Source organism: uncultured Victivallis sp., from assembly GCA_944389935.1.
GTDB lineage: Bacteria > Verrucomicrobiota > Lentisphaeria > Victivallales > Victivallaceae > Victivallis.
In genome coordinates this window covers 1-22,541 of record CALXOE010000020.1, presented here as the reverse complement: position 1 = coordinate 22,541, position 22,541 = coordinate 1, and the positions used below count along the sequence as shown (strand labels likewise).

19 protein-coding genes and 1 tRNA gene are annotated in these 22,541 nt (G+C 58.0%); 7 read left to right on the top strand and 13 right to left on the bottom strand.

What is annotated here, in order from left to right:
• Nucleotides 1–138: 138 nt before the first annotated feature.
• The 3 genes from Q0J85_RS07785 to Q0J85_RS07775 are packed head-to-tail and all read right to left on the bottom strand — an operon-like array spanning nt 139 to nt 2,728.
• Nucleotides 139–1,074 carry an RluA family pseudouridine synthase gene (locus Q0J85_RS07785; protein ID WP_294479990.1) on the bottom strand — a complete coding sequence of 312 codons (936 nt, stop codon included), beginning with the start codon at nt 1,072–1,074 and terminating at the stop codon, nt 139–141.
• Complete coding sequence (gene lgt, locus Q0J85_RS07780) at nt 1,043–1,840, bottom strand: prolipoprotein diacylglyceryl transferase (protein WP_294479987.1); 798 nt, start codon at nt 1,838–1,840, stop codon at nt 1,043–1,045. Before lgt ends, Q0J85_RS07785 begins: the two co-directional genes overlap by 32 nt.
• Nucleotides 1,841–2,728: a DUF368 domain-containing protein gene (locus Q0J85_RS07775; RefSeq protein ID WP_294480051.1), complete on the bottom strand. Its 888-nt coding sequence runs from the start codon at nt 2,726–2,728 to the stop codon at nt 1,841–1,843.
• 206 nt (nt 2,729–2,934) lie between these two features.
• Between Q0J85_RS07775 and Q0J85_RS07770 the strand changes: the two genes are divergently transcribed.
• The 3 genes from Q0J85_RS07770 (at nt 2,935) to Q0J85_RS07760 (ending at nt 7,208) form a co-directional block, all read left to right on the top strand.
• Nucleotides 2,935–3,008 (top strand) — tRNA-Gln (locus Q0J85_RS07770).
• A gap of 514 nt (nt 3,009–3,522) precedes the next feature.
• Entirely contained in the window at nt 3,523–6,294 is a 2,772-nt protein-coding gene (locus Q0J85_RS07765; protein ID WP_367274621.1) for a DNA methyltransferase, read from the top strand.
• Nucleotides 6,291–7,208, top strand: a complete 918-nt coding sequence (locus Q0J85_RS07760) for a hypothetical protein (RefSeq protein WP_294479982.1) — start codon at nt 6,291–6,293, stop codon at nt 7,206–7,208. Before Q0J85_RS07765 ends, Q0J85_RS07760 begins: the two co-directional genes overlap by 4 nt.
• A gap of 115 nt (nt 7,209–7,323) precedes the next feature.
• Here the strand turns inward: Q0J85_RS07760 and Q0J85_RS07755 are convergent, their stop codons facing one another.
• The 10 genes from Q0J85_RS07755 to Q0J85_RS07710 all read right to left on the bottom strand — a co-directional run bounded on the left by Q0J85_RS07755 (nt 7,324) and on the right by Q0J85_RS07710 (nt 18,729).
• The gene (locus tag Q0J85_RS07755) at nt 7,324–7,917 is read right to left on the bottom strand and encodes a hypothetical protein (RefSeq protein WP_294479979.1); all 594 of its coding nucleotides are present in this window, start codon (nt 7,915–7,917) and stop codon (nt 7,324–7,326) included.
• Nucleotides 7,917–8,423: an STAS domain-containing protein gene (locus Q0J85_RS07750; RefSeq protein ID WP_294479976.1), complete on the bottom strand. Its 507-nt coding sequence runs from the start codon at nt 8,421–8,423 to the stop codon at nt 7,917–7,919. Before Q0J85_RS07750 ends, Q0J85_RS07755 begins: the two co-directional genes overlap by 1 nt.
• Nucleotides 8,424–8,444: 21 nt before the next feature.
• Nucleotides 8,445–10,223, bottom strand: coding sequence for an alanine--tRNA ligase (locus Q0J85_RS07745; protein WP_294479974.1), 1,779 nt, complete (start codon nt 10,221–10,223; stop codon nt 8,445–8,447).
• Between the two features lie 119 nt (nt 10,224–10,342).
• On the bottom strand, nt 10,343–11,704 hold the full coding sequence (locus Q0J85_RS07740) for an FAD-dependent oxidoreductase (RefSeq protein ID WP_294479972.1): 1,362 nt from the start codon (nt 11,702–11,704) through the stop codon (nt 10,343–10,345).
• A 114-nt stretch (nt 11,705–11,818) separates the two neighbouring features.
• On the bottom strand, nt 11,819–13,186 hold the full coding sequence (locus tag Q0J85_RS07735; protein ID WP_294479969.1) for a UDP-glucose 6-dehydrogenase: 1,368 nt from the start codon (nt 13,184–13,186) through the stop codon (nt 11,819–11,821).
• Between the two features lie 123 nt (nt 13,187–13,309).
• Nucleotides 13,310–14,272 carry a UDP-glucuronic acid decarboxylase family protein gene (locus Q0J85_RS07730; protein ID WP_294479967.1) on the bottom strand — a complete coding sequence of 321 codons (963 nt, stop codon included), beginning with the start codon at nt 14,270–14,272 and terminating at the stop codon, nt 13,310–13,312.
• 65 nt (nt 14,273–14,337) lie between these two features.
• Complete coding sequence (locus Q0J85_RS07725) at nt 14,338–15,357, bottom strand: glycosyltransferase family 4 protein (protein ID WP_294479965.1); 1,020 nt, start codon at nt 15,355–15,357, stop codon at nt 14,338–14,340.
• On the bottom strand, nt 15,354–16,292 hold the full coding sequence (locus Q0J85_RS07720) for a GDP-L-fucose synthase (protein WP_294479962.1): 939 nt from the start codon (nt 16,290–16,292) through the stop codon (nt 15,354–15,356). The genes Q0J85_RS07725 and Q0J85_RS07720 overlap by 4 nt, the downstream gene beginning before the upstream one ends.
• 15 nt (nt 16,293–16,307) lie before the next feature.
• Entirely contained in the window at nt 16,308–17,357 is a 1,050-nt protein-coding gene (gene gmd, locus Q0J85_RS07715) for a GDP-mannose 4,6-dehydratase (RefSeq protein ID WP_294479961.1), read from the bottom strand.
• Nucleotides 17,358–17,442: 85 nt separating this feature from the next.
• The gene (locus Q0J85_RS07710) at nt 17,443–18,729 is read right to left on the bottom strand and encodes a nucleotide sugar dehydrogenase (RefSeq protein ID WP_294479960.1); all 1,287 of its coding nucleotides are present in this window, start codon (nt 18,727–18,729) and stop codon (nt 17,443–17,445) included.
• A gap of 32 nt (nt 18,730–18,761) precedes the next feature.
• On the opposite strand from Q0J85_RS07710, the gene Q0J85_RS07705 reads away from it, so the two are divergent.
• From Q0J85_RS07705 to Q0J85_RS07690, 4 genes are all read left to right on the top strand, one after another.
• A complete protein-coding gene (locus tag Q0J85_RS07705) occupies nt 18,762–19,160 on the top strand; it encodes a hypothetical protein (RefSeq protein ID WP_294479958.1) in 399 nt (132 codons plus the stop codon).
• A 39-nt stretch (nt 19,161–19,199) separates the two neighbouring features.
• Nucleotides 19,200–20,297: a GntR family transcriptional regulator gene (locus tag Q0J85_RS07700; RefSeq protein WP_294479955.1), complete on the top strand. Its 1,098-nt coding sequence runs from the start codon at nt 19,200–19,202 to the stop codon at nt 20,295–20,297.
• Entirely contained in the window at nt 20,294–21,745 is a 1,452-nt protein-coding gene (locus Q0J85_RS07695; protein ID WP_294479953.1) for a right-handed parallel beta-helix repeat-containing protein, read from the top strand. The genes Q0J85_RS07700 and Q0J85_RS07695 overlap by 4 nt, the downstream gene beginning before the upstream one ends.
• 314 nt (nt 21,746–22,059) lie before the next feature.
• Nucleotides 22,060–22,482 (top strand): hypothetical protein, encoded by a 423-nt coding sequence (locus Q0J85_RS07690; RefSeq protein WP_294479949.1) that lies wholly within the window; start codon nt 22,060–22,062, stop codon nt 22,480–22,482.
• Nucleotides 22,483–22,541: the final 59 nt, after the last annotated feature.

Here is a 22,541-nt window from a genome sequence, read left to right as displayed (position 1 = left end):
GAAATGGCGAACTTCGCGTTCGCTGAACAGAAAAAGTAGCCGTTGTCTCTCCACTCGACGGCACTCAAGAAATGATCCAACACCATCTCTCACTATAGCACTTCGCTCGAGCTTTTCAAGATGGGAAAGAATTTTATTTTAAAAAAGATTAAGCGTTGCCTGAAAATCATCGGGCAGCGGCGCCGTGAATTCCAGTTCTTCCCCCGTAACCGGGTGCGGAATCCTCAACTTCCAGGCGTGCAGCATCTGACGGCTGATTCCCGGAATCGCCGCCGCCGTTCCCCCGTAGGTCGCATCCCCGAGCACCGGAATCCCGATCGAAGAGAGATGAACCCGGATCTGGTGCGTCCGCCCCGTCAGAATCTTCACTTCCATCAAACTGACCGGGACGCCGTTGATCAGCCCGCTTCGTTTCAGACAATAGCGGGTGATGGCGTATTTCCCGTTCCGTTCCACCACGGCCATCTTCTGCCGATTGACCGGATGACGGCCGATCAGCCCCGTGATTTCACCCTCCGGCCGGCGCGGAACTCCGCGCACAATGGCGAGATAGGTCTTGCCGGTCTCTCTGCTGGCAAAAGCGCTGCTGAGTTTGTATTGCGCCTCCGGAGTTTTGGCGATGGCGAGGCATCCCGACGTCTCTTTGTCGAGCCGATGTATGATCCCGGGCCGCCCCGACGTGCACGCCAGAGTCTCGGCCAGATGCGGATACCGTCCGAGCAGCGCATTCACCACCGTTCCGGTCGGATTCCCCGCCGCCGGATGCACCACGACTCCCGCCGGTTTGGCGATTACGAGCATCGACTCGTCCTCATAAAGAATCGGAAAGTCAAACGGTTCGGCGACCGGTTCGGTGTTTTCGGGCTCCGGCAGTTCCACGGTCACGCGCATCCCGGCGCGCACCGGATAGCGCGGAACCGTGAGCGCCGTCCCCTCGGAAGTGACCAGGCCGTCGGCGATCAGTTTCTGCAGATAGGTCCGCGACGACCCGGGAATCAGCCGTGACAGGCAGCGGTCCAGCCGCGTTCCCGCCTCCTGCGGATCAATTTGAAAGCTCAGTATCTTCCGGTTCATCTTGCTTCTTCCTGCCGGTGCGCAGAAAATAGATCAAAAGCACGATTCCGCCCGGAATCAACGCGAATCCGATCACCTGGGCGATCGTGAATGACTCGACCACTTTCGCATTGTCCCCGCGCATGAGTTCATTCAGAAAACGGAGAATTCCATACAAAATCAAGTAGCTCGACATCGTCACCCCGCGCCGCGTGTGCCGCACCATCCAGAAGTAGAGAAAGAAAAGCGCTATTTGTTCCCCCGCTTCGATGAGCTGCACCGGGTAGAGACTCTGCCCCGGATAGCACAACGCCGGACTGCTCCCCTCCGGGTAGGTCACCCCGAAGAAGAGATCCGTCGGCTTCCCCCAGCAGCAGCCGTTCAGAAAACAGCCGATCCGCCCGCAGGCATGCGCAATCGCCAGCGCCGGGGCATAGATGTCGAACACCCGGATGATGTCCAGTTTGCTCCAGCGGCAGTAAATCCACAGCATCGGCAGCGTCAGCAGAAAACCGCCGTAAAATACGAGTCCCCCCTGATCGATCCGGAACACGTTCCACAGATTGTCCCGGTAGCTGTCGAAAAATTGCACCACATAGAAGATCCGCGCCCCGACAATGCCGGAAATCATCGCCACAAACACCGAAGTCGACGCCTGGTCCGCGCTCATCTTCGCATATTTGCGGTTCATATTCACGAGCCAGCACCCCAGCAGAAATCCCACTGCGGCCATCGCTCCATAACTGCGGATGGAGAATTTCCCGATCGAAATCAGTATCGGATGCATTTACGCCTCCTGCGTTTTGGCACTCCGTTTTTCCAGCTGTTTCGCGATCGTTTCCAGCACGAGCACGAGCACGAATCCCGCCACCGCCAGCCCGATCGCCGACCAGAATTCCGTATTGAACTCCTGCGGCAGCACGTTCGGGGCGTCGTCCGCTCCGCTCGCTTTCCACGGCCACACCTTTCGCAGCGAACCGGCCATGAAGCCGATCAGCACCGCCACGGTCAGATCGTGGAATTTCCGGAACAGCCAGCTCAACAGCCGCACGAACGAACTGATCCCGATGACGATCCCCACGATGAACGACACCAGAATCAACAGATTCGGTCCGATATTCGTCATGCTTTTAAGTTCATGAACCGCATTCAGCACCAGGTGATATTTCCCCATCAGAAGCAGGATGAACGAACCCGAAATTCCCGGCAGAATCATCGCGCAGATTGCGATCGCTCCGCACAGCACCAGATAGAGCAGACTGTCCGGCGGATTATTCAAGAGCGGCAAGCCCACGACCACCCAGCCGGCGACCGTCCCCGCAATCAGCGCAATTACCGCGGCCGGATTCCATTTCCGTACCCGCCCGAACACCGTGAAGATCGACGCCACCACCAGCCCGAAGAAAAATGCCCAGATCTGCACCGGCCGATTCGCCAGCATCCAGTGAATCGGCGACGAAAGCAGCACGATCGCCGTCATAATCCCCAGCCCCAGCGCCAGCAGAAACGGCCACGGCAGCGTCTGAAACGCCTTTTTAACCTGGAATTTCAAACCCATTGCGATCGTTTCCGGCGATGTGAACTTCTTGATTGATTCAATCAGCTCCTCGTAGATCCCGAGAATAAATGCCATCGTTCCTCCGGAAACTCCGGGTACCACATCCGCTCCCCCCATGATCAAGCCTGTGATATAGATCCGAAGATATTCCTTGATCGAACGCTTTTTTCTGATTTCTCCGCTCATCGTATTCCTTGTTTCTCTGTTGTTCTTTCGGCGCATTTCCGAAATATACACCACTTTTCAAAAAAACGTAGCAATTTTTTCATTTTTATCTGGATTTTTTATCCAAATGGAGTTATCTTCTATAACCATCCGCATGAAACCCCGTGGTGTAATGGTAGCACAACTGGTTTTGGTCCAGTTAGTCTAAGTTCGAATCTTGGCGGGGTTGCCAATTCCCCGAAAAGTTGCTTACCCTTCGGCCACGGGCCTCGGGTCCCCGCTTCGCGGGATCACTACTTTTCGGGGACCCCGCTCTCCGGCATTCCGTGCGACGCTTCGCGTCGTACTCGTGCCTGCGAGAATGGAATGGATTGAAAGATTGCGAAAAGTTGCTTACCTTTCGGCCACGGGGCTCGGAACTTTTGCTTCGCAAAAGCAGCGGGTACTTTTCGGGGGCCCCTGTGAGGCACTGGCAACCCTTCGGGTTCCCATCCCCGCTCTCCGGCATTCCGTGCGCCGCTTCGCGTCGTACTCGTGCCTGCGAGAATGGAATGGATTGAAAGATTGCGAAAAGTTGCCTTCTTTCGCCCACGGGGCTCGGAACTTTTGCTTCGCAAAAGCAGCGGGTACTTTTCGGGGGGGGGGACACCCCGGTGGCGAATGCTTGATTTTACGTTGTTCTGCGTTATATTATCGAAAAAAATCAGCTTTTTGAATAAACGTCGACGTTTTTAAGGAATTTGTTTATGACTGGAGTGGAACAGCGAACCGCTGCCGCAAAATTTGCCGCTGATTGGCGGGAAAGAGGCTATGAAAAAGGGGAAAGCCAACCTTTTTGGCTGGCTTTGCTCCGGAATGTATTCGGGGTTTCTGAACCAGAAAAATTCATTTTTTTTGAAAATCAGGTCCAACTCGAACATACGAGTTTTATTGATGCATACATTCCGGAAACTCGAGTCATGATTGAACAGAAAGGCAGGAATGTCGATCTTCTCAAACCGGCGAAGCAATCCGATGGACAGGAATTGACTCCGTTTCGTCAGGCGAAACGATATGCCGATGAGTTGGAATATTCCAGACGACCGCGCTGGATCGTGGTCTGCAATTTTCAGGAGTTTCATGTCCATGATATGGAGCGCCCGCATATCGATCCGGAGATCATCCGGCTTGCTGATCTGCCGAAAGAATATCACCGCCTCTCTTTCCTGACGCAGGAAACCAATGCTCATCTGAAGCGCGAAATGGAGCTTTCCATTCAGGCCGGTGAAATTGTCGGCCGGTTGTACGACGAAATTCTCAAGCATTACAACGATCCGGCGGCGGAATCCTCTTTGAAATCCCTGAATAAACTTTGTGTCCGGTTGGTGTTCTGTCTTTATGCGGAGGATGCCGGAATTTTTGCGCGCCGCAATCAGTTTCATGATTATCTGGCGCAATTTGAACCGCGGTTTTTACGCCGGGCGTTGATTGATCTTTTCCAAGTGCTGGATACCGAACCCGGGGAACGTGACCCCTATCTGGAGGACGAACTTGCGGCATTTCCTTACGTCAACGGCGGGCTTTTTGCCGACGAGGCGATTGAGATTCCGCAGCTGGATGAAACAGTGAAGAATCTGCTGCTGATGAAAGCGAGCGATGATTTTGACTGGAGCGACATTTCCCCCACGATTTTCGGGGCGCTTTTCGAAAGTACCCTGAATCCGGACACCCGCCGTTCCGGAGGTATGCACTATACGAGTATTGAGAATATCCACAAAGTGATCGACCCCCTGTTTCTGAACGACTTGAAGAACGAATTTGCTGAGATTCGCAGCTTGAAGGTGCTCGGAACACGTAACCGGAGGCTGCTTGCTTTTCAGGAAAAACTTTCTTCTCTGACTTTTCTGGATCCGGCCTGCGGTTCCGGCAATTTTCTCACGGAGACCTATCTCTCGCTTCGGCAGTTGGAAAACGAAGTTCTTGAGTTGCTGAACAAGGATGGTCATGCGTGGTTGACAGTCAATCCCATTCGGGTTTCGATTCAGCAGTTTTTCGGGATCGAGATCAATGATTTTGCGGTTTCGGTTGCCAAGACCGCGCTCTGGATCGCCGAAAGCCAGATGATGAAAGCTACGGAGGAGATCGTTCATTCCGAACTCGACTTTCTGCCCCTCAAATCCTATGTCAATATTGTGGAGGGAAACGCGCTGCAGATGGAGTGGGAGAGCGTGGTCCCGCAAAATCGGCTCAATTACATCATGGGAAATCCGCCGTTTGTGGGCGCAAGGATCATGAGTGCGGAGCAGAAGGCCGATCTGCAGCAGATTTTTGCCGATACCCCGAGCGCCGGAAATCTGGATTATGTCTGCTGCTGGTACAGAAAAGCAGTGGAAATGATGAGAGAAAACGCGATCCGTGCCGCGCTGGTTTCCACCAACTCCATCACGCAGGGGGAGCAGGTGGCGTTGTTGTGGAAACCGCTTTTTGAACATTTTCATGTACATATTGATTTTGCTCATCGTACGTTCCGCTGGGACAGCGAAGCGAGTATAAAGGCCCATGTGCATTGCGTGATCGTCGGATTCAGCGTGGCGGAAAATCCCGCTCCGAAACGGATTTTCGACAGCGCAATCGGTCCGGAGGGAATGCGTTGTTCCTCCATCAATGCGTATCTTGTTGATGCACCCGATGTTTTTATTCCAAGCCGGAGCATACCGCTTTGTGATGTACCGGAGATCGGAATCGGAAATAAACCGATCGATGGCGGCAATTACCTCTTTACCGAAGCGGAGAAAGAAGCTTTCGTGAAAAAGGAGCCGGCGGCGGCAAAATTTTTCAGACCGTGGTTTGGGTCCGAAGAGTTCATCAACCGTCGATCGCGGTATTGTTTGTGGCTGGGAGAGTGTTCCCCCCGTGAGTTGCACGATATGCCGGAATGTCTGGCGCGGGTCGAAGCCGTTCGGTTATTCCGGTTAGCCAGCAAGAGCCCCGGAACCAGAAAACTTGCAGACAGACCGACTCGTTTTCATGTCGAAAACATGCCGGACGGGAATTATATCCTGATACCGGAAGTTTCCTCGGAGAGGCGTTATTATGTACCGATGGGATTCATGTCACCGGATACTCTTTGCAGCAATCTGGTTAAATTGGTCCCCGATGCCACGCGGTATCATTTCGGGATTCTGACCAGCCTGGTTCACATGGCGTGGATGCGTGCCGTCTGCGGAAGGTTGGAGACGCGCTATCGTTACTCTAAGGACATTGTGTATAACAATTTCCCGTGGCCGGAGGCTTCCGCTGGAGACAAAGAAAAAATCGGTGTGCTGGCTCAGGCGATTCTCGATGCCCGGGCACTGTTTCCCGACTGTACGCTTGCCGATCTTTACGACCAGACAACCATGCCGCCGGAACTGCGCAAGGCGCATCAGGAGAACGACAAGGCGGTGATGAGACTCTACGGCTTCCCGCCAAACGCGACCGAGCCGGAGATCGTTGCGAAATTGATGAGGCGTTATCAGGAGTTGACCGCATCTGCGTGATTTTGATCGGCATCGGATATGTCCTCGCGTCGCTCTTCGCTTTCTGGAACACTTTGACCTGGCGCGATCTCGCCGCATTCGGCATCTGGTTTCTGCTGCTCGTGGCGCTGGGCGGCCGTCTGCTGCTGCTCAATGCGGCCTTTTCCAAAAATCTGTACGATGAAACGCAGTCTTATGCCGAACTCCTCCTGCAGGAAGAGCCCACGCTCGTTTCGGCCTTTCCCGCCATCCGGGAGATCGCGGATCCCGGACAGGCGTTATCCAGAATCGATCTGAAAACCATCCCCGTGAAAGTCGTCTGCTCCGATCCGGTTACGGAATCACAATGCCGCGAAATCGCGAAGTTCGTTCGAACCCGGATCAGGTCGATGGGCGGAACACCGTTTGCCGATCTTCAACTCTCCGTATGGGGGCCCGCACCCGATTCCGGGGAGACTGCGCAACTCTTCTCTGAGACGATCACGGTCCGGGAACAGAATGAGATGCAGGATTTCCGCCTCTGGGTGGCGAAAGCGTTTCCGGTTCATCCGTGGCTCGGAACGGCGGCTCTCCTCCTGCTGGCCGTGCTCGCGGGAACAGCCGTGATCGGACTGGCCCGGGGGAGGGGAGACCCGGCGGATAGCATGCGGGCACGGATCATGTTCAGTGGTTGTTTCTGTGCGGCGGCGGTGGTGATTTTCGGCGGATTTTTTCTGTTGAACGGTTTTTATCCCGAGCTCCTCTATAGTCGCATGATGATGCTGTTCGTCCTCCCTTACGGAGTTGTGGCGGCGGGATGCTGGTGCGTACGGTTTTTCCGGAGAAAACGGACTCCGAACTTCTCCACACCGATAACACTCTTTTTTACACTGTTTTCTGTGCTTGCTGCGCTGTTCCTGCTGACGGTGGACTCCGTCGGTTCGAGTCTCTGGTGAAGCGGGGGAATCGGGGCGCAATCACAGATCGCAGTGAGTTCTGTTCCGTGCTTGACGGCCGCGCCGCCGCCCGGACGCCGGGTTCGCAGGGGAACTCATCGACTATGAGTATTCCTCAGAGCAGCTTTGACCATGCCGAGGTCAGCGCGACTTCGCGGTTCTTCGTAGGGATCGTCGCGTCGAGCACGGTGAGCAGTGACAGAACCCGTCTCCGGGAAATGCCGCTTTGTTCCGCGAGGGTTTCCACATCTGTTCGCCCCAGGTTTCCGAGTGTCCGGAGCAGCCGTTCCGATTCGTCGACCGGCGTAAAAAGCAGAATCAATCCCTGACCGCAGAGCCGCAGCCCGAGAAAAAACATATAGGGTGCAAACATCACAACCCGCCACCGCTGATCTTCATCGGGACTGGCGCCCGGTTCGCCTCGTTCAAAGAAGAGACCGTCGTCATCCCCATTCCTGAGGAAGAACTTTTTGTAATTCCCTATTCCGTAGCAAAGGAAGATTCCGGCCAGAACGATCAGGCCACTTCCGAGCAGCTGTTGGCTGCCCGCATCGAAAAAAAATCTGCGGGATCCACTGCCGGCGCAGAAGATGATCACGACGATCACCAGCAGCGAAACGAGCGCACTTACGATAACCGAACCGACCGCACCCAGAAAGAGCATGGCCGTCCGTTTTCGGATTTCCCGGCGCAGTGAGTTCGACTCCATTACTTCTGGGAATTTTCGCGCTCTTTTTTCAGCCGTTCCACATCCTGTTTCGAGAAAGCGATGACCTGATCGAACTTCTGAGCATTCGATTTATCCGCCTCGATGAGCGATTCGTGCGCTTCTGTGACGGTTTCGGCGGTGGTCAGCAGATCGGCTTTTTTCGCGGCCGAATCGTATTCTGGGGCGGTTCCCTCCGTCTCCGTCACGAATGTGAAGAGCTTCGTCACCCCGAGGTCGCGCAGAAGTTTGGTCAGGAACTCCGAGGCGTTCACAAGTTCGACCTGAGCTCCCGAACGCTTCGCCTTGAGCCCGATCATCGACAGCACTCCCATGAATGTGCTGTCCATCGCAAGGCATTCGCTCATATCCATCCGGACGCAGCGGAAATCCTCCAGCGTCCGGGCCAGTTCCCGCAGCGGAACCGCGTATTCAAAATTCGCCCGCCCCGAGACCTTGATGAAATAGACATCGTCCCGATGAGAAATCAGCAAATCGGATTCTTTCATTTGTCGTTCCTTTCCGATTCGTTAGCGTTCGAGCACTGCCTTGATGCGGCGCACGCCGCGGCTGGAGCTCTCCTCTTTCTTGATCTTGAACACTCCGAGTTCGCCGGTGCGTTTTGCATGCGGCCCGCCGCAGATCTCCTTGCTGACGTCGCCCATCGTGTAGACTTTCACTTTCGCGTCGTACTTGTTCTCGAAGAGACCCATTGCGCCGGATTTCTTCGCGGTTTCGAGATCCATCTCCTCGCAGATGATCGGCAGGTCGCGCCGGATCGCGTCGTTCACGAGATCTTCAACCTGCTTGAGCTGTTCCGGCGTAAGCTTCTCCTCATGCGAGAAGTCGAAGCGAAGCCGCTCGGCCGTGATGTTCGATCCGCGCTGTTCGACGTGCGTGCCGAGCACCTTGCGCAACGCCGCCTGCAGCAGGTGGGTCGCGCTGTGCAGCGCCGCAGTCGCCTCGGAGCTGTCGGCGAGGCCGCCCTTGAACTTCTGCTCGGCGCCCGCACGGCTCATCTCCTGATGTTTCGCGAATGCGGCGTCGTAGCCGGCGCGGTCGACCTGAAATCCCTTTTCCCGGGCCATCTCTTCGGTCAGTTCAATCGGGAAGCCGTAGGTCTCATAGAGATTGAACGCATTTTTGCCGGAGATGATCTTCTTCTCGATATGCGCGGGAACGCGGTCGATGAGTTTCTGGAACTCGTGCGTCCCTTTTTCCAGCGTCACGGCGAACTGCTTCTCCTCGCGGGTCAGTTCCTCGCGGATGATGTCGGCTTTCTCACGCAGTTCCGGGTAGACGTCGCCGAATTCCGCGATGACCGCGTCGGCGATCTTCGCGGTGAACGGCTCGGTGATCCCGAGTTTGCGCCCCTCGCGGATCGCCCGCCGGATCAGCCGCCGCAGCACGTAGGGCTGATCGACCTTGCCGGGCGTGATTCCGTCCGCGAGGATGAACGTCGCGGCGCGCAGGTGGTCCGCGATGATCCGTTCCGAACTTGTGCGGACTTCCGGCGCGACGGTGATGCCGCGGATCTCGTCGAGTTTCGCAAAGATCGGTGCGAAGATCTCGGTCTCATAACAGCTCGTCTTGCCCTGCAGAATCGCGGTCACGCGCTCGAGACCCATGCCGGTGTCGACGTTCCGCTGCGCGAGCGGTTCAAACTTGCCGTCGGCGGTTTTGTTGTACTGCATGAACACGTCATTCCAGATCTCGACCCACCGCTTGTCGGCCGGGTCGAACACCTGCGGCGCGGGCAGCGGGCCGGTCCAGTAGAACATCTCGGTATCGGGGCCGCACGGACCGGTGGTTCCGGCCGGACCCCACCAGTTGTCTTTTTTGCCGAGTTTCGCGATCCGCTCTTCCGGAATGCCGTGCGAGCGCCACTCGTTGAAAGCCTCTTCGTCGAACGGGCAGTCGCCGTCTCCCGCGAACACGGTCACGGCGAGCATGTCGACCGGAATGTTCAGATTCTCTTTCCCGGTCAGAAATTCAAAGCTCATGCCGATCATCTCTTTCTTGAAATAATCTCCGAGCGACCAGTTCCCGAGCATTTCAAAAAATGTGAGGTGCACCGCGTCTCCGACTTCGTCGATGTCGCCGGTGCGGATGCACTTCTGATAGTCGGTCAGCCGTTTCCCCGCCGGATGCTTCGCTCCGAGCAGATAGGGAACGAGCGGGTGCATCCCCGCCGTTGTGAAGAGGCAGGTCGGGTCGTTTTCGGGGATCAGAGGCGCGCTCTTGATCTCGACATGGTTGCGCTTTTTGAAAAAATCGATGTATTTGCGGCGGATTTCTGCTGCTTTCATGATGTTTCCGGAATTGTCTATTCTAAAGTTGTCTGTTTTTATGTTGATTTTTATAATTTACCGGATTTGTCTGTATTTTCAAGTGCCGGTTTGAGATTTTATGAATCAGCGGGCCGGTTTCACGCTTCCGGAATCAGGGAGCCGCCGCGGTTGAGTTCGTTCCGGACCGCGGCGCCGTCGATTTCGGTGATCGCTTTCCCGCTGTTCAGGGCGCAGCAGGCGGCGACACCGGCGGCTTCTCCGCACTGGTTCAGATTGACCATCACACGCACGGCTCCGAACGAATCTCCGTCGGCGTCGAGCATTCTCCCAGCCGCGATCAGATTCTTCGCCCCGCCCGGAATGAGGCACGAGAGCGGAATCCGGTAGAACGGCAGAAACTCCCCCTCCGGCAGCCAGCGTTCCTCCCGGACGAGCGTACGGGAACGAAAATACTGCCTGCTCCCGGTCAGGTGCAGGAACGAGATCGAATCATCCGCATTGCCGTGGATGTCGACCGGATAGGTTCCCGCGCCGATGGTGTCGCGGTAACACGTGCCTGTGAGCATCTCTTTCCCCCGGAGCGGCCCGGCAGAGACGATGTGGCAGCTCTCGCGGATGCCGATTTCGGAGGGGAGTCCCTGCAGCGAAATATGCGCCTCCGGCGCGGTCTCCCGCAGCAGGGAAGTCAGGGCGCGGATCTGGCGGCGCGACTCGAATTCCGCCTGCGTGATCGCGTCGGCATCCATGCAGTCGCAGTTCAGAATCCGCGTCGCCGAGAGCATGTAGACGTCGTCGCTGCCCGGAACGGCGGTCCCCCACGAGTAGCCGCACGGCAGATCCGGGTAACGGGAGCGGTTCTGCTCGATCAGCTCCTTGAGGTCGATGCGTCCGGCTTTGCGGTAGTTCTCCAGGAGCGCGCACGCCGTGGGCGGCTGGGGATTTCCCGCGCGCCGCATCGGGTATCCCGCCGCCCGGCAGAGCAGCCCGTCGCCGGAGGCGTCGATGAAGAATTTCGCCGCGACGGCGAATCGCCCGGATTTGTTTTCCGCGATGACGGCGCTGATCGTCCCGTCCCCGTTCATGACCGGGCGCGAATAGAACGTATGGAAACAGGTCCGGATCTGCGGATGCTCCTGCGCGAGCGCATCGAGTTCAAGCGTCAATTCATTGCTGTTGAATGGAATGCGCGGAACGTGCGGGCCGCCTTTGCGGAATTCGCCGATCGCACCGCGTTTTTCGAGCCGCTCCATCATCTCGAACGTCAGTCCGCCGATGATCTGTCTCTCTCCGGTGATGTCGAAGATCGAGTGCCACATGCAGACGAGTCCCGCCGTGGCAGCTCCGCCGAAACGGTTGTGTTTTTCGAGGAGGACGACCTTTGCTCCGAGGCGCGCCGCGCGGACGGCGGCGAACAGCCCCGTGCAGCTCCCCCCGATGACGCAGATATCGGCCTCTTCTGTGACCGGAATTGTTTCCGCCGGAATCGTGATCGATCTCATGATGAATGCTCCCGATGTGGTGATCCGATGATTGTGATGTTCTTACTATATCACCGCAACCGGGAGTTTCCCGCTGTTTCCGAATCAAAAAGTACGATTTTTCGGACTCCTTTCTCAGAAGTGCGTCAACTTCTTCTTGCCGATCGGGTAAACGTTGAAGCCGATCTCGTAAAGCGCCGCATGGTCGAGGATGTTGCGTCCGTCGAAAATAAAAGCCGGTTTCTCCATCGAATCGAAGATCCGTTTGTAATCGAGCTCCTGGAAGCATTTCCACTCGGTCATGACGGCGATCGCATGTGCGCCTTTCGCTGCCTCGTAGGGGTCCTCGACGTAATGAATTTCCCCCGTGACACCCTCGAGATCGAGTTTCGCGTTGCCGAGCGCTTTCGGGTCGTGAATGCTCAACCGCGCCCGCTCTTCGAGCAGCTGCACACAGACGGCGCGCGCGGGGGATTCGCGCGTATCACCGGTATCGGCCTTGAACGCGAAGCCGAAAATCGCGATCTTCTTGTCCGCCACGGTGTTGAACATCGCGTCCAGCATGTTCCCGACGAAACGGCGCGCCTGGAACTCGTTCATTTTGACGACCTGTTCCCAGTATTCCGCCACCTCCGGCAGCCCGTAGTGGCCGCAGAGGTAGACGAGATTCAGGATGTCTTTCTTGAAGCACGAGCCGCCGAAGCCGATGCTCGCCTTGAGAAACTTCGGACCGATGCGGCTGTCGCGTCCCGCCGCCGCAGTCACTTCATCGATGTTCGCCTCGGTCTTTTCGCAGAGAGCCGAGATGCTGTTGACCGACGAAACCCGCTGCGCCAGAAGCGCGTTCGACACGAGTTTCGTAAGTTCGCTCGACCAGAGGTTCGTCGTGATGATCCGCTCGCGCGGGACCCAGTGCGCGTAGATGGAGGCGACCTCCTCGACTGCGCGTTCCCCCTCGGGCGTCTCCATGCCGCCGATGAGCACGCGGTCGGGATTCTCCAGATCCCGGATCGCGGTTCCCTCCGCGAGAAACTCCGGATTCGAGATGATCTGGAACTTCAGATTTTTCGTGTTGGAGTGGAGAATCCGGCTCATCGCCTGCGCGGTCCGGACCGGCAGCGTGCTTTTCTCGACGACGATCTTGTCGTTTTCGGCATATTCGACGATGCTGCGCGCGGTCTTTTCGAGAAACTGCAGATCCGCCGCGCGTCCCGCGCCCGCACCGAATGTCTTGGTCGGCGTGTTCACGCTGACGAAGATGATGTCGGCCTCGCGGATCCCCCGCGGAATGTCGGTCGAGTAGAAGAGATTGCGCCCGCGGCAGCGGCTGACGACCTCCTCGAGTCCCGGTTCATAAATCGGCAGATTCCCGGAGTTCCAGGCGGCGATCCGGTCGGCGTTGATGTCGACGACGGTCACTTTGCAGTCGGGACAGCGGTCGGCGATGACCGCCATGGTCGGGCCGCCCACATAGCCGGCTCCGATGCACAGAATGTTCTTCATGATTCACCTCATTGCGGTTGTTTGGTTCAGATGGAAAAAAACGCCATGAAGCGTGAAAACGTTTCATGGCGCTTGTGCAAACCGGCCCGGTGACAGGCTGCGGTTTGGCGGTTTCTTCTCATATCAGCGGCAGAACTCCGGATCTTCCTTGAGCAGCTGGTCGAAATATTCGATCGTTTTGATCAATCCCTCGCGCAGCGGTGTGGTCGCCTGCCAGTTCAGGATTTTCGCGGCTTTGCTCGTATCGGGGCGGCGCTGTTTCGGATCGTCCGACGGCAGCGGCGCCCGGATGATCTTCGACTTCGAGCCGGTCAGCTCGATCACGAGTTCAGCCAGCTCGAGAATCGTGAATTCGGTCGGATTGCCGATGTTGATCGGCCCGGTGATCTCCGCCGGCGTCGCCATCATCCGGATCATCGCTTCGATGAGGTCGTCCCGGTAGCAGAAGCTGCGGGTCTGTTCGCCGCTCCCGTAGATCGTGATGTCCTCGTTCTTCAGCGCCTGGAGGATGAAATTGCTGACCACCCGCCCGTCGTTCGGGTGCATGCGCGGCCCGTAGGTGTTGAAGATCCGGACGATCTTGACCGGTACGCCGCACTGCAGATTGTAGGCGAAGAAGAGGGTCTCCGCGCACCGTTTCCCCTCGTCGTAGCAGGAGCGCAGTCCGACCGGATTCACATTGCCCCAGTACTCCTCGACCTGCGGATGGACGGTCGGATCGCCGTACACCTCACTGGTCGACGCCTGAAGCACTTTCGCCCCGGTCCGCTTGGCCAGCCCGAGCATGTTGATTGCGCCGTGAACGCAGGTCTTGATCGTCTGGGCCGGGTCGCGCTGATAGTGGATCGGCGACGCCGGGCAGGCGAGATTGTAGATCTCGTCCACCTCGACCACCAGCGGCAGCGTCACATCGTGCCGGATCAGTTCAAATCTGTGATTCTCGAGCAGATGGCGGATATTCCGCTTGCTGCCGGTGTAGAAGTTGTCCACGCAAATCACATCGTTCCCGAGCGCAAGCAGCCGCTCGCAGAGATGGGAGCCGAGAAATCCGCCGCCGCCGGTGACCAGAATGGTTTTGCTTTTCATCGTTCTCTTTTCCGGAAAATAAAAATTGACACTTTCCCGCTATACAATAACCGCAAAATCCGGATTTATCCACCGTTTTCCGCAAAAAAGTCCGGAATTGTCTCCGTCGCCCGTTCGATCGCCGCCGCGGCAGTGTCGAAACTCCATGCCTCCGCCGCACTGCGGGCGGCTTCTCCCATCCGGCGGAGCTGCTCTCTCGACACCGGCCGGATGTAGTCGAACCAGAGTTCCGGGTGAGCCGAGTCGACGCTCCAGCCTGTTTTGCCGGGACGCACGAGCGCGAGCCCCGCTCCCGCGTTTTCGGTCACGAGCACGGGGCGGCCGGACGCCATCGATTCCGCCACGGCGGCGGCTCTCGCTCCCGTTCTTTGCGATTTCGACGGCAGGGCGATGAGGTCTCCCGCCCGGCGGAGCACGGCCGGCGGCTCCGAGTCCGGCAGAAATCGCACCCGCGCCGAAGCGCCCGCGAGCGCCCGGAGCTGCCCCTCGAGCGGCCCGCTTCCGGCCAGTGCGAGCGTCCAGCCGGAGAGCCCGCACTCCCGCAGGCGCAGAAAAAATGATTCAAGCAGGATGCCGGGGGCGTTTTCCCGGGTGAACTCCCCCGCGAAGAGCAGGACACGCTCCGAATCGGGGATGCCGAGCGCGGAGCGGAGCGCCCGCGCGCGCTCCTCGTTTTTCCGCCGCTCAGCTGTCGTCTCGAATTCGAGCGGGTGCGGCGGGAGAAAATGGAGTCGTTCCGGTTCGATCCCGGCCCGGATGCGCTCCTCACGTGCGGCGTCACTTCCGTAGAAGTGCAGGGCCGCGTTCCGGAGCAGCCCCCGCCGGAACCGGGGGAGGGGAGCGGCGTCCCCGAGCAGAATCGGCAGGTGGCGGCGGGCGCGGCGCAGCAGTTGCCGGAGCGGGCCGCTCATGATTTCCGGGACAAAGAGCGCGTCGAATGATCCCCCCGCAGTTCCGGAAAACTCCGGTTCGCGGAAGAGTTGCGCTTTCACGCGCCCGCGTTCTTCGAGCCGTCGCAGAAGCCGGTCGTCGAACGGCGCCCGGGGCGAATCAGCGACCGCGAGCCTGAAAGGACGGCCGCTCATGATTGCCGCCGCAGCGCGCGATACTCCGCCACGGTGCGCCGGATTCCGTCGTCGAGCGTGATTTCCGGCCGCCAGCCGAGGGCGCGGGCGCGCGAAACGTCGAGCAGTTTGCGGCGCATTCCGTCCGGAGCCGCGGCCGGATCGAAGCGGATCTCTCCCCGGAATCCGGCGGCGGCGGCGATTTTGCCGGCGAGTTCGCGGATCGTCAGGTCATACCCCGCCCCGATGTTCACGATTTCCGGATCATTCCGTTCGCGCAGGAAAAAGAGCACCGCGCGCGCAACGTCATCGACGTGCAGAAACTCCCGCAATACCGTTCCGGTTCCCCAGAGCGTGACCTCCGGAGCGTCCGCTTCTGCCGCTTCGACGAACCGGCGCACGAGCGCCGGAAAGACGTGCGAGTGTTCCGGATCGTAGTTGTCGTTCGTGCCGTAGAGATTGCACGGCATGAGCGAAACCGTCGGAAATCCTTTCTCTTTCGAGAGATAATAACAGAGCTTGTACCCGGCGATCTTCGCGAGCGCATACCCCTCGTTGGTCGGCTCGAGCGGCCCCGTGAGCAGATCCTCCTCGCGGATCGGCTGCGGCGCTTCACGCGGATAGATGCAGCTGCTCCCGAGGAAACAGAGCTTTCGGCAGCCGTTCTTCCACGCCGCGGAGATCACGTTGTTCTGAATCTCGAGATTCGTGAGCAGAAAACCCGCCTTGTCGAGCATGTTTGCCTTGATTCCCCCGACCTGCGCCGCCGCGAGCACGACATATTCGGGCCGTTCCGTTTCAAAGAACGCATCGACCGCGCGGCGGTCCGTGAGTTCGAGTTCGGCGTGTGTGCGCAGCAGCAGATTCCGATACCCCTCCGCAATGAGTCGCCGGACGCAGGCCGACCCGACCATGCCGCAGTGTCCCGCCACGAAAATCCGGGAATCCCGGTTCATCACCTCTCCCATCGTTCAAAACCCCGTTTCATAGTTCGGATTGTCGAGCAGCCGCAGGTCGCCTTCGGTCATGATGCGCACGAGCTCGTGAAAACGCACCGTCGGCTCCCATCCGAGCTTCCGCTTCGCTTTCGAGGCGTCCCCGAGCAGGAAATCGACTTCGGCGGGACGGAAGTAGCGCGGATCGATCCGCACGACGCTCTTCCCGGTCACGGTATCGATTCCGATCTCGTCCGGACCGGAATTCCTCCACTCGACCGGGTGGCCGACGAGACGGAACGACTCCTCGATGAATTCACGCACCGTGTGCGACTCCCCGGTCGCGGCGACGTAGTCGTCCGGTTCCTCCTGCTGGAGCATGAGATACATCATCTTCACATAATCCGGCGCATATCCCCAGTCGCGTTTCGCGTCGAGGTTGCCCATGTAGAGACACTCCTGCGTGCCGCGCAGAATGCGGGCGACGGCCATCGTGATCTTGCGCGTCACGAACGTTTCGCCCCGGCGCGGCGATTCGTGGTTGAAGAGAATCCCGTTGCTCGCATGCAGGCCGTAGGCTTCGCGGTAGTTCCGGGTGATCCAGTAGCCGTAGAGTTTTGCGACGGCGTAGGGGCTGCGCGGACGGAACGGCGTCTCCTCATTCTGCGGAATCGCCGCGTCTCCGTAAAGCTCGCTCGTGGATGCCTGATAAAATCGCGCGGGCAGCCCCGTCTCGCGGAGCGCGTCGAGCAGTCGGACGGTTCCGATCGCGTCGACGTCTGCGGTGTATTCCGGCACTTCAAACGAAACGCGCACATGCGACTGCGCGCCGAGGTTGTAGATCTCCTGCGGCCGGATCTTTTCGAGCAGCCGGTTCAAGTTGCTCGTGTCCGTGAGGTCTCCGTAATGGAGAATGAGCCGCACATCCTCCTCATGCAGATCTTTGTAGAGGTGATCGATCCGGGCCGTGTTGAACGTGCTTGCGCGGCGGATGATGCCGTGAACCTCGTATCCTTTCTCGAGCAGAAGTTCCGCGAGATAGGAGCCGTCCTGCCCAGTGATTCCGGTGATGAGTGCGCGTTTCATGAGACTCCCCCTCCGTTGCGTTTGTTGAAAACATCTCCCGCGGGATTTCCGCACTCCCCCGCCGGTCCGGCTGGAACCCGTCCGCTCATAACCGTCCGTCCACCTTTTCGCGGGGCCAGAGTCCCTTGATATCGTAAATGACACAGGAGCTGTTCCGGAACCGCTCCGGATCGAGTCTGCGGAACTCGTCGTGCGCCACCGTGAGCACAACCGCTTCGTAACAGGAGAGATCCCGCCCCTCGAGCGAGCGGAATGAGTCGAGACTGTAGTAGCGTTTCACCTCTTCCGGCTCAGCCCACGGGTCGCAGATGTCGACTTTGCAGCCGAATTCGGCGAGTGTTCTGGCCACGTCGGCCGCGCGCGAGTTGCGGATGTCCGGGCAGTTCTCCTTGAATGTGATGCCGAGTTGCAGCACCCGCGCTCCGAGAATCCTGCTCCCGCTGCGGATCATGAGTTTGACCGTCTCGGTCGCGGCGTAACGTCCCATGCTGTCGTTGATCCGCCGTCCCGCGAGAATCACTTCCGGATGGTAACCGAGTTCGGTCGCCTTGTGCGTCAGGTAATAGGGGTCGACGCCGATGCAGTGTCCGCCGACGAGACCCGGCTGGAACTTCAGAAAATTCCATTTCGTTCCGGCGGCCGCGAGCACCTCGCGCGTGTCGATCCCGATCAGCCGGAAGATCTTCGCGAGTTCGTTCACAAAGGCGATGTTCAGATCGCGCTGGGAGTTTTCAATGACTTTCGCGGCTTCGGCCACCTTGAGCGAGCTTGCGCGATAGGTGCCCGCCTTGACGACGGTGCGGTAGAGCGCGTCGACCGCTTCGGCCGTTTCGGGAGTCGAGCCGGAGGTGATCTTGACGATCCGCTCGAGCGTATGCTCGCGGTCGCCCGGGTTGATCCGCTCCGGACTGTAGCCGCAGAAGAAGTCGCGATTGAAGACCAGACCGCTTTCGCGCTCGATGACCGGCACGCACTCTTCCTCCGTGCAGCCGGGATAGACCGTACTCTCATAAATCACGATCGCCCCGGGGGAGATCACTTTCCCGACGGTTTCGCTCGCGCGATAGAGGGGCGTGAGATCCGGTGTGTTGTAACGGTCGACCGGCGTCGGCACCGTAACAATATAAAAGTCGCGCCCGCGCAAATCTTCCGGTGAGGAACTGAAGCGCAGCTTCGTTGCGGAGGCGAGCTCCTCCGGCGAGGTTTCGAGCGTGCCGTCGCGCCCGCTTCTCAATTCGTCGATCCGCGCGGTTTTGATGTCGAAACCGACGGTGTCGAATTTTCTGCCGAAAGCAACCGCCAGCGGCAGTCCGACGTATCCGAGGCCGATCAGCGCGACTTTTGCGCTTTTGTCCGTGATTTTTCCTGACATATAACACCTCGTAATCCTGCATCCGGCAGGTGATGGAACATTCCGTTGTTTTACAGTACACCGTCTTTGCCGATTTTTCCAATTTTCGCGCGGTCGGCGTCCGGTTTTTCCGGGAAACTGCGGCGGAAATCCGGCAGACGTTTTCCGCGACCGGTGCATCCCTCCGTTTGGGGAAAATGATTTCAGAACATGAATATCTTCGGAAAAAGAGGCCGTTTCAAGCTGGAGTCAGAAATCCCGCAAAAACGGTTCGCAAAACCTGCCGGAACACGACAGTGCATGATCAAATCGAAATTGATACGCTTATAAATATCAGCTTTTGTGAAAAAATGCATATCCGTAATATGTTTATTTACAGGTTCTTGTTTCGTTTTTTGTGGATTGTGTTCCGAAAGGTGGTTGACATCATTCCGGAATTGTTCTATAATTAGTTGCAGAGCAATTTGAAAGATACGGAATATTTCGCGATCATGGAGAAACAGCAGCAACTGAAATTTCAGGTCGTCTACGACTACCTTGTCCACGGCATTGAGAGCGGCATCTTCTGTCCGGAGACACGGTTCCCGTCGGAACGGAAACTCGCGGAGAAGCTGTGTGTGAATGTTTCGACCGTCCGGCGGGCTTTCCGGGATCTCATCGCGGGGGGTGTCGTCGAGAAGCGCGTGGGTGACGGAACCTATCTGATCCATGGCGGAGCCGCCGACGTTGCCGGGCAGGTCAATGTCGTCATCTCCAATTACCTGGGAGAGACGCAGAATGAAATCGCGGAACTCGCTTTCGAGGAAGGGAGAAGACGTGGACTCCTCTGCCGGATTGTCCGGCTCGGCAGTGAGGAGACGACCATGTTCATCCGGACCGCGATCCGCTTCCGGCAGCCGACCATGGTGCTCGGAGACAATTTGCTGAATGATACGGCCATCCGGGAAATCGCCGGCAGCAGCTGGCTTTTCGCCGTGCTCGCGAACCGCCTCGATCAGCTCGGTGTCCCGTCGGTCATCGGGGATGATAATCACGGAATCCGGCAGATCGCCGACCATCTGCATTCGCTCGGTCACAGGCGCATCGCTTTGCTGCACAACAACTCGGGACATCCGATCGAAAATATCCAGATTGCAGTCTGGCGCGCCGTTACCGAAGGAGCGCCGGAGTTGCCGGCCGAAGTGCCGACCGGTGCGCAGCCGATTGAATACGCCTTTCAGGCGGTCTGCCGGGCACTGGCGCGAAACGAGCGTTTCACGGCGCTGATCGCACTGAATGACGAACTTGCCCAGGGAGCTCTGGCGGCTTTCAATGAAAACGGTATCCGGGTTCCGGAACAGATTTCCCTGGTGAGCATCGGCGACACTCCGTTCTGCCGGTATTCCGTGCCGCCGATCACTGCATTGAATCCGAATCTTGCCGAGCATGTCCGGCAGGGTTTTGAACTTCTCGCCCACAATCGACTCCGCCCCGGGGCTCCGGAGCTGCTGCGTCTGGTTGTGCCCTCTCTGGTCATCCGCAGGAGTGACTGCGCTCTTTCTCCGTTTTTCTCCGTTCAACTCAAATCCCGGGAAACAAAAGCATTATGAAATCTCTTCTGACTCTCTTTCTGATGATCACCACGGCTTTCTTCGCATGCGGGACGGAGTTCAATGTCCGCGACTTCGGCGCGAAAGGCGATGGCGTTTCCGACGATACCGCCGCAATTCAGAACGCTTTTGCGAAGCTGCGCGAGGATGGCGGCGTGCTCCGATTCGGCAGCGGCAGATTCGCGTTCCGGGGGCTCTTGCGGGTTCAGGGGCTTCGGAATGCAACCGTCGATCTTTCCGGCGCGACACTGCTCAATACCGAACAGAACGGCAGTTTCCACTTCAACAAATGCGAAGATCTGACCGTTTCCGGTGGTGTTCTGACTTACCGGGAAATGCCGAAGAAACCGCAAACTTCCGCGCAGCACCCGATCTATGTGACCAACGGGCGGAACATCCGGATCGAAAACGTCCATGTGCTCGGCTCTCCTTTCATGGGGATCGCGATCAACGGCTGCCGTTACGTCTGGGTCGTTGACTGCAAGATCGAGCAGACACAGCGCGATGGTCTCCATTTTGTTCATTCCCAGGATATTGTGTGTACGGGAAATTATATCACGCAGACCACTGACGATGCGCTTGCGCTCATCGATTACGGACATGAGAACGCTCTTCGGCTCGAACGGGCCATTGTCGCGAACAACATCATTTACAACTGCCGCCAGGGATTGGTCTGTCTCGGCGGCTCCGATGTGATTTTCAACGGCAATCACGTCGAACGTACGACCTTCTCCGGGTGCCAGATCACGACCAACGATCGTTTTAACAACAAACTCAAGGGGGCATGTTCCGCCCGGAGGATCAAGGTTGTGGCGAATCGGTTCCTCGAGAGCGGCGCCGACTTTGAAATCAACGGCGTATTCATTCGCAACACCGGGCAGGTCACGACCGGGCACGCCGGGATCGTCGTCTCCTACATCGACAGCGAAAAGGGGTGGAACCGGAACGGTGATGAGTATTTCACCCGGAGCGATTATCCGGTCTCCGAGGTGAAGCCGGGTGTCTATGCTGCCTCGAAAGATCTTTATTCCGAGCTGTTTCCCCGGCGGCGTATCCGCATGGGAGAGACATCCGCGCGAATCAAAACCTCCGTTCTGCGCGGCGACAAGGTTGAATTCACTCTTGACGCCAAAATCGCCGGAAAACCCGAAAGCTTCAAGCTCAGCCGCATTTTGACCGATATCGACATTCTGGACAATGAGATTTTGAACAGCCACGTGAACGGCATCTATACAAATGGCGTTTATCGGCTGCGCGTGATCAACAACAAGGTGTTCAACTGCAACAGCACTAACACGCAGTGGACTGGAACCATTGTCTCGATCCTGAACGGAGCAGAGGCGGATGTCCTCTATAACTGGATTCAGGACAACCGGACGGAGAAACTTCATAAGAAGCCTCTCTCCGTCACCGCCGCCGACAGCCGTGAAATCGGAAACCGTTTCTAACAGGAGGCCTGCCCATGAAGTCCCATTGCTATTCTGATGAACGTCCCGCTTCAGACGGAACCTGCTTTCCCCCGGTTTCGTTCCCCGCAGTCCGTGACGCCGGCAGGTGTCGGGCCGGATTCTTTCTCCTCGAGCTCCCGGCAATGAAAACTCACCCAATCCCCCATTCTCCGCTTGCACGCGCCGGACAGTCAAGAGAGAGGGTCGGGGGAGAGAACGCGGCTCATTCGCAAATTCGCCGCCCCGTCTCTGCCGCGCAACCCGTTCCTGCGCCCGGCAGTACAAGAGAGGGGTTCGGGGGAGAGAAAGCGGCTATGCCAGCCGCGTCTCTCCCCGTACCGAACAACCATCAAATACCCCATCGGCCGATCATCGCCGCGCAACGGAGTCTCCGCTCGGCAAGCGGCGAAGTGGAGCAAAAACGCGAAGAAATCTTTCCGCAGAAAAGCGGGAAGATTGCTTCGTGTTTTTGCGGCTCTTTCTCCCCGTGCCGGCCGACCGCAGCCGAGTCCGACTCCGACCCGTACGCGGCACCGGCACCTTGCCGGACGCAGGGGGTGCGGGGGGCGGCGGACACGCCCCCTGCCGCCCACGACCACGCAACGCTCCCCAACGAGGCACCTTGCCGGACGCAGGGGGTGCGGGGGGCGGCGGAAACGCCCCCTGCCTCCCACAGCCATGCAACGGTCAAAGCGGCGTTTACCTTGATAGAGCTCCTGGTGGTTACTACTTGTTAAATATACGTTTTAACATACAATACTATATCATGACTTGGGGTAGAAATCAAGGACTCAAG

What these genes read in the sequence shown, in the direction of transcription:
- Q0J85_RS07695 (WP_294479953.1), top strand. Translation starts at nt 20,294, where the DNA reads ATGAAATCTCTTCTGACTCTCTTTCTGATGATCACCACGGCTTTCTTC.
- gmd (WP_294479961.1), bottom strand. Translation starts at nt 17,357, where the DNA reads ATGAAACGCGCACTCATCACCGGAATCACTGGGCAGGACGGCTCCTAT.
- Q0J85_RS07700 (WP_294479955.1), top strand. Translation starts at nt 19,200, where the DNA reads ATGGAGAAACAGCAGCAACTGAAATTTCAGGTCGTCTACGACTACCTT.
- Q0J85_RS07725 (WP_294479965.1), bottom strand. Translation starts at nt 15,357, where the DNA reads ATGAGCGGCCGTCCTTTCAGGCTCGCGGTCGCTGATTCGCCCCGGGCG.
- Q0J85_RS07735 (WP_294479969.1), bottom strand. Translation starts at nt 13,186, where the DNA reads ATGAAGAACATTCTGTGCATCGGAGCCGGCTATGTGGGCGGCCCGACC.
- Q0J85_RS07765 (WP_367274621.1), top strand. Translation starts at nt 3,523, where the DNA reads ATGACTGGAGTGGAACAGCGAACCGCTGCCGCAAAATTTGCCGCTGAT.
- Q0J85_RS07705 (WP_294479958.1), top strand. Translation starts at nt 18,762, where the DNA reads ATGGAACATTCCGTTGTTTTACAGTACACCGTCTTTGCCGATTTTTCC.
- Q0J85_RS07745 (WP_294479974.1), bottom strand. Translation starts at nt 10,223, where the DNA reads ATGAAAGCAGCAGAAATCCGCCGCAAATACATCGATTTTTTCAAAAAG.
- Q0J85_RS07730 (WP_294479967.1), bottom strand. Translation starts at nt 14,272, where the DNA reads ATGAAAAGCAAAACCATTCTGGTCACCGGCGGCGGCGGATTTCTCGGC.
- lgt (WP_294479987.1), bottom strand. Translation starts at nt 1,840, where the DNA reads ATGCATCCGATACTGATTTCGATCGGGAAATTCTCCATCCGCAGTTAT.
- Q0J85_RS07710 (WP_294479960.1), bottom strand. Translation starts at nt 18,729, where the DNA reads ATGTCAGGAAAAATCACGGACAAAAGCGCAAAAGTCGCGCTGATCGGC.
- Q0J85_RS07755 (WP_294479979.1), bottom strand. Translation starts at nt 7,917, where the DNA reads ATGGAGTCGAACTCACTGCGCCGGGAAATCCGAAAACGGACGGCCATG.
- Q0J85_RS07775 (WP_294480051.1), bottom strand. Translation starts at nt 2,728, where the DNA reads ATGGGGGGAGCGGATGTGGTACCCGGAGTTTCCGGAGGAACGATGGCA.
- Q0J85_RS07690 (WP_294479949.1), top strand. Translation starts at nt 22,060, where the DNA reads ATGCCAGCCGCGTCTCTCCCCGTACCGAACAACCATCAAATACCCCAT.
- Q0J85_RS07750 (WP_294479976.1), bottom strand. Translation starts at nt 8,423, where the DNA reads ATGAAAGAATCCGATTTGCTGATTTCTCATCGGGACGATGTCTATTTC.
- Q0J85_RS07740 (WP_294479972.1), bottom strand. Translation starts at nt 11,704, where the DNA reads ATGAGATCGATCACGATTCCGGCGGAAACAATTCCGGTCACAGAAGAG.
- Q0J85_RS07785 (WP_294479990.1), bottom strand. Translation starts at nt 1,074, where the DNA reads ATGAACCGGAAGATACTGAGCTTTCAAATTGATCCGCAGGAGGCGGGA.
- Q0J85_RS07720 (WP_294479962.1), bottom strand. Translation starts at nt 16,292, where the DNA reads ATGAACCGGGATTCCCGGATTTTCGTGGCGGGACACTGCGGCATGGTC.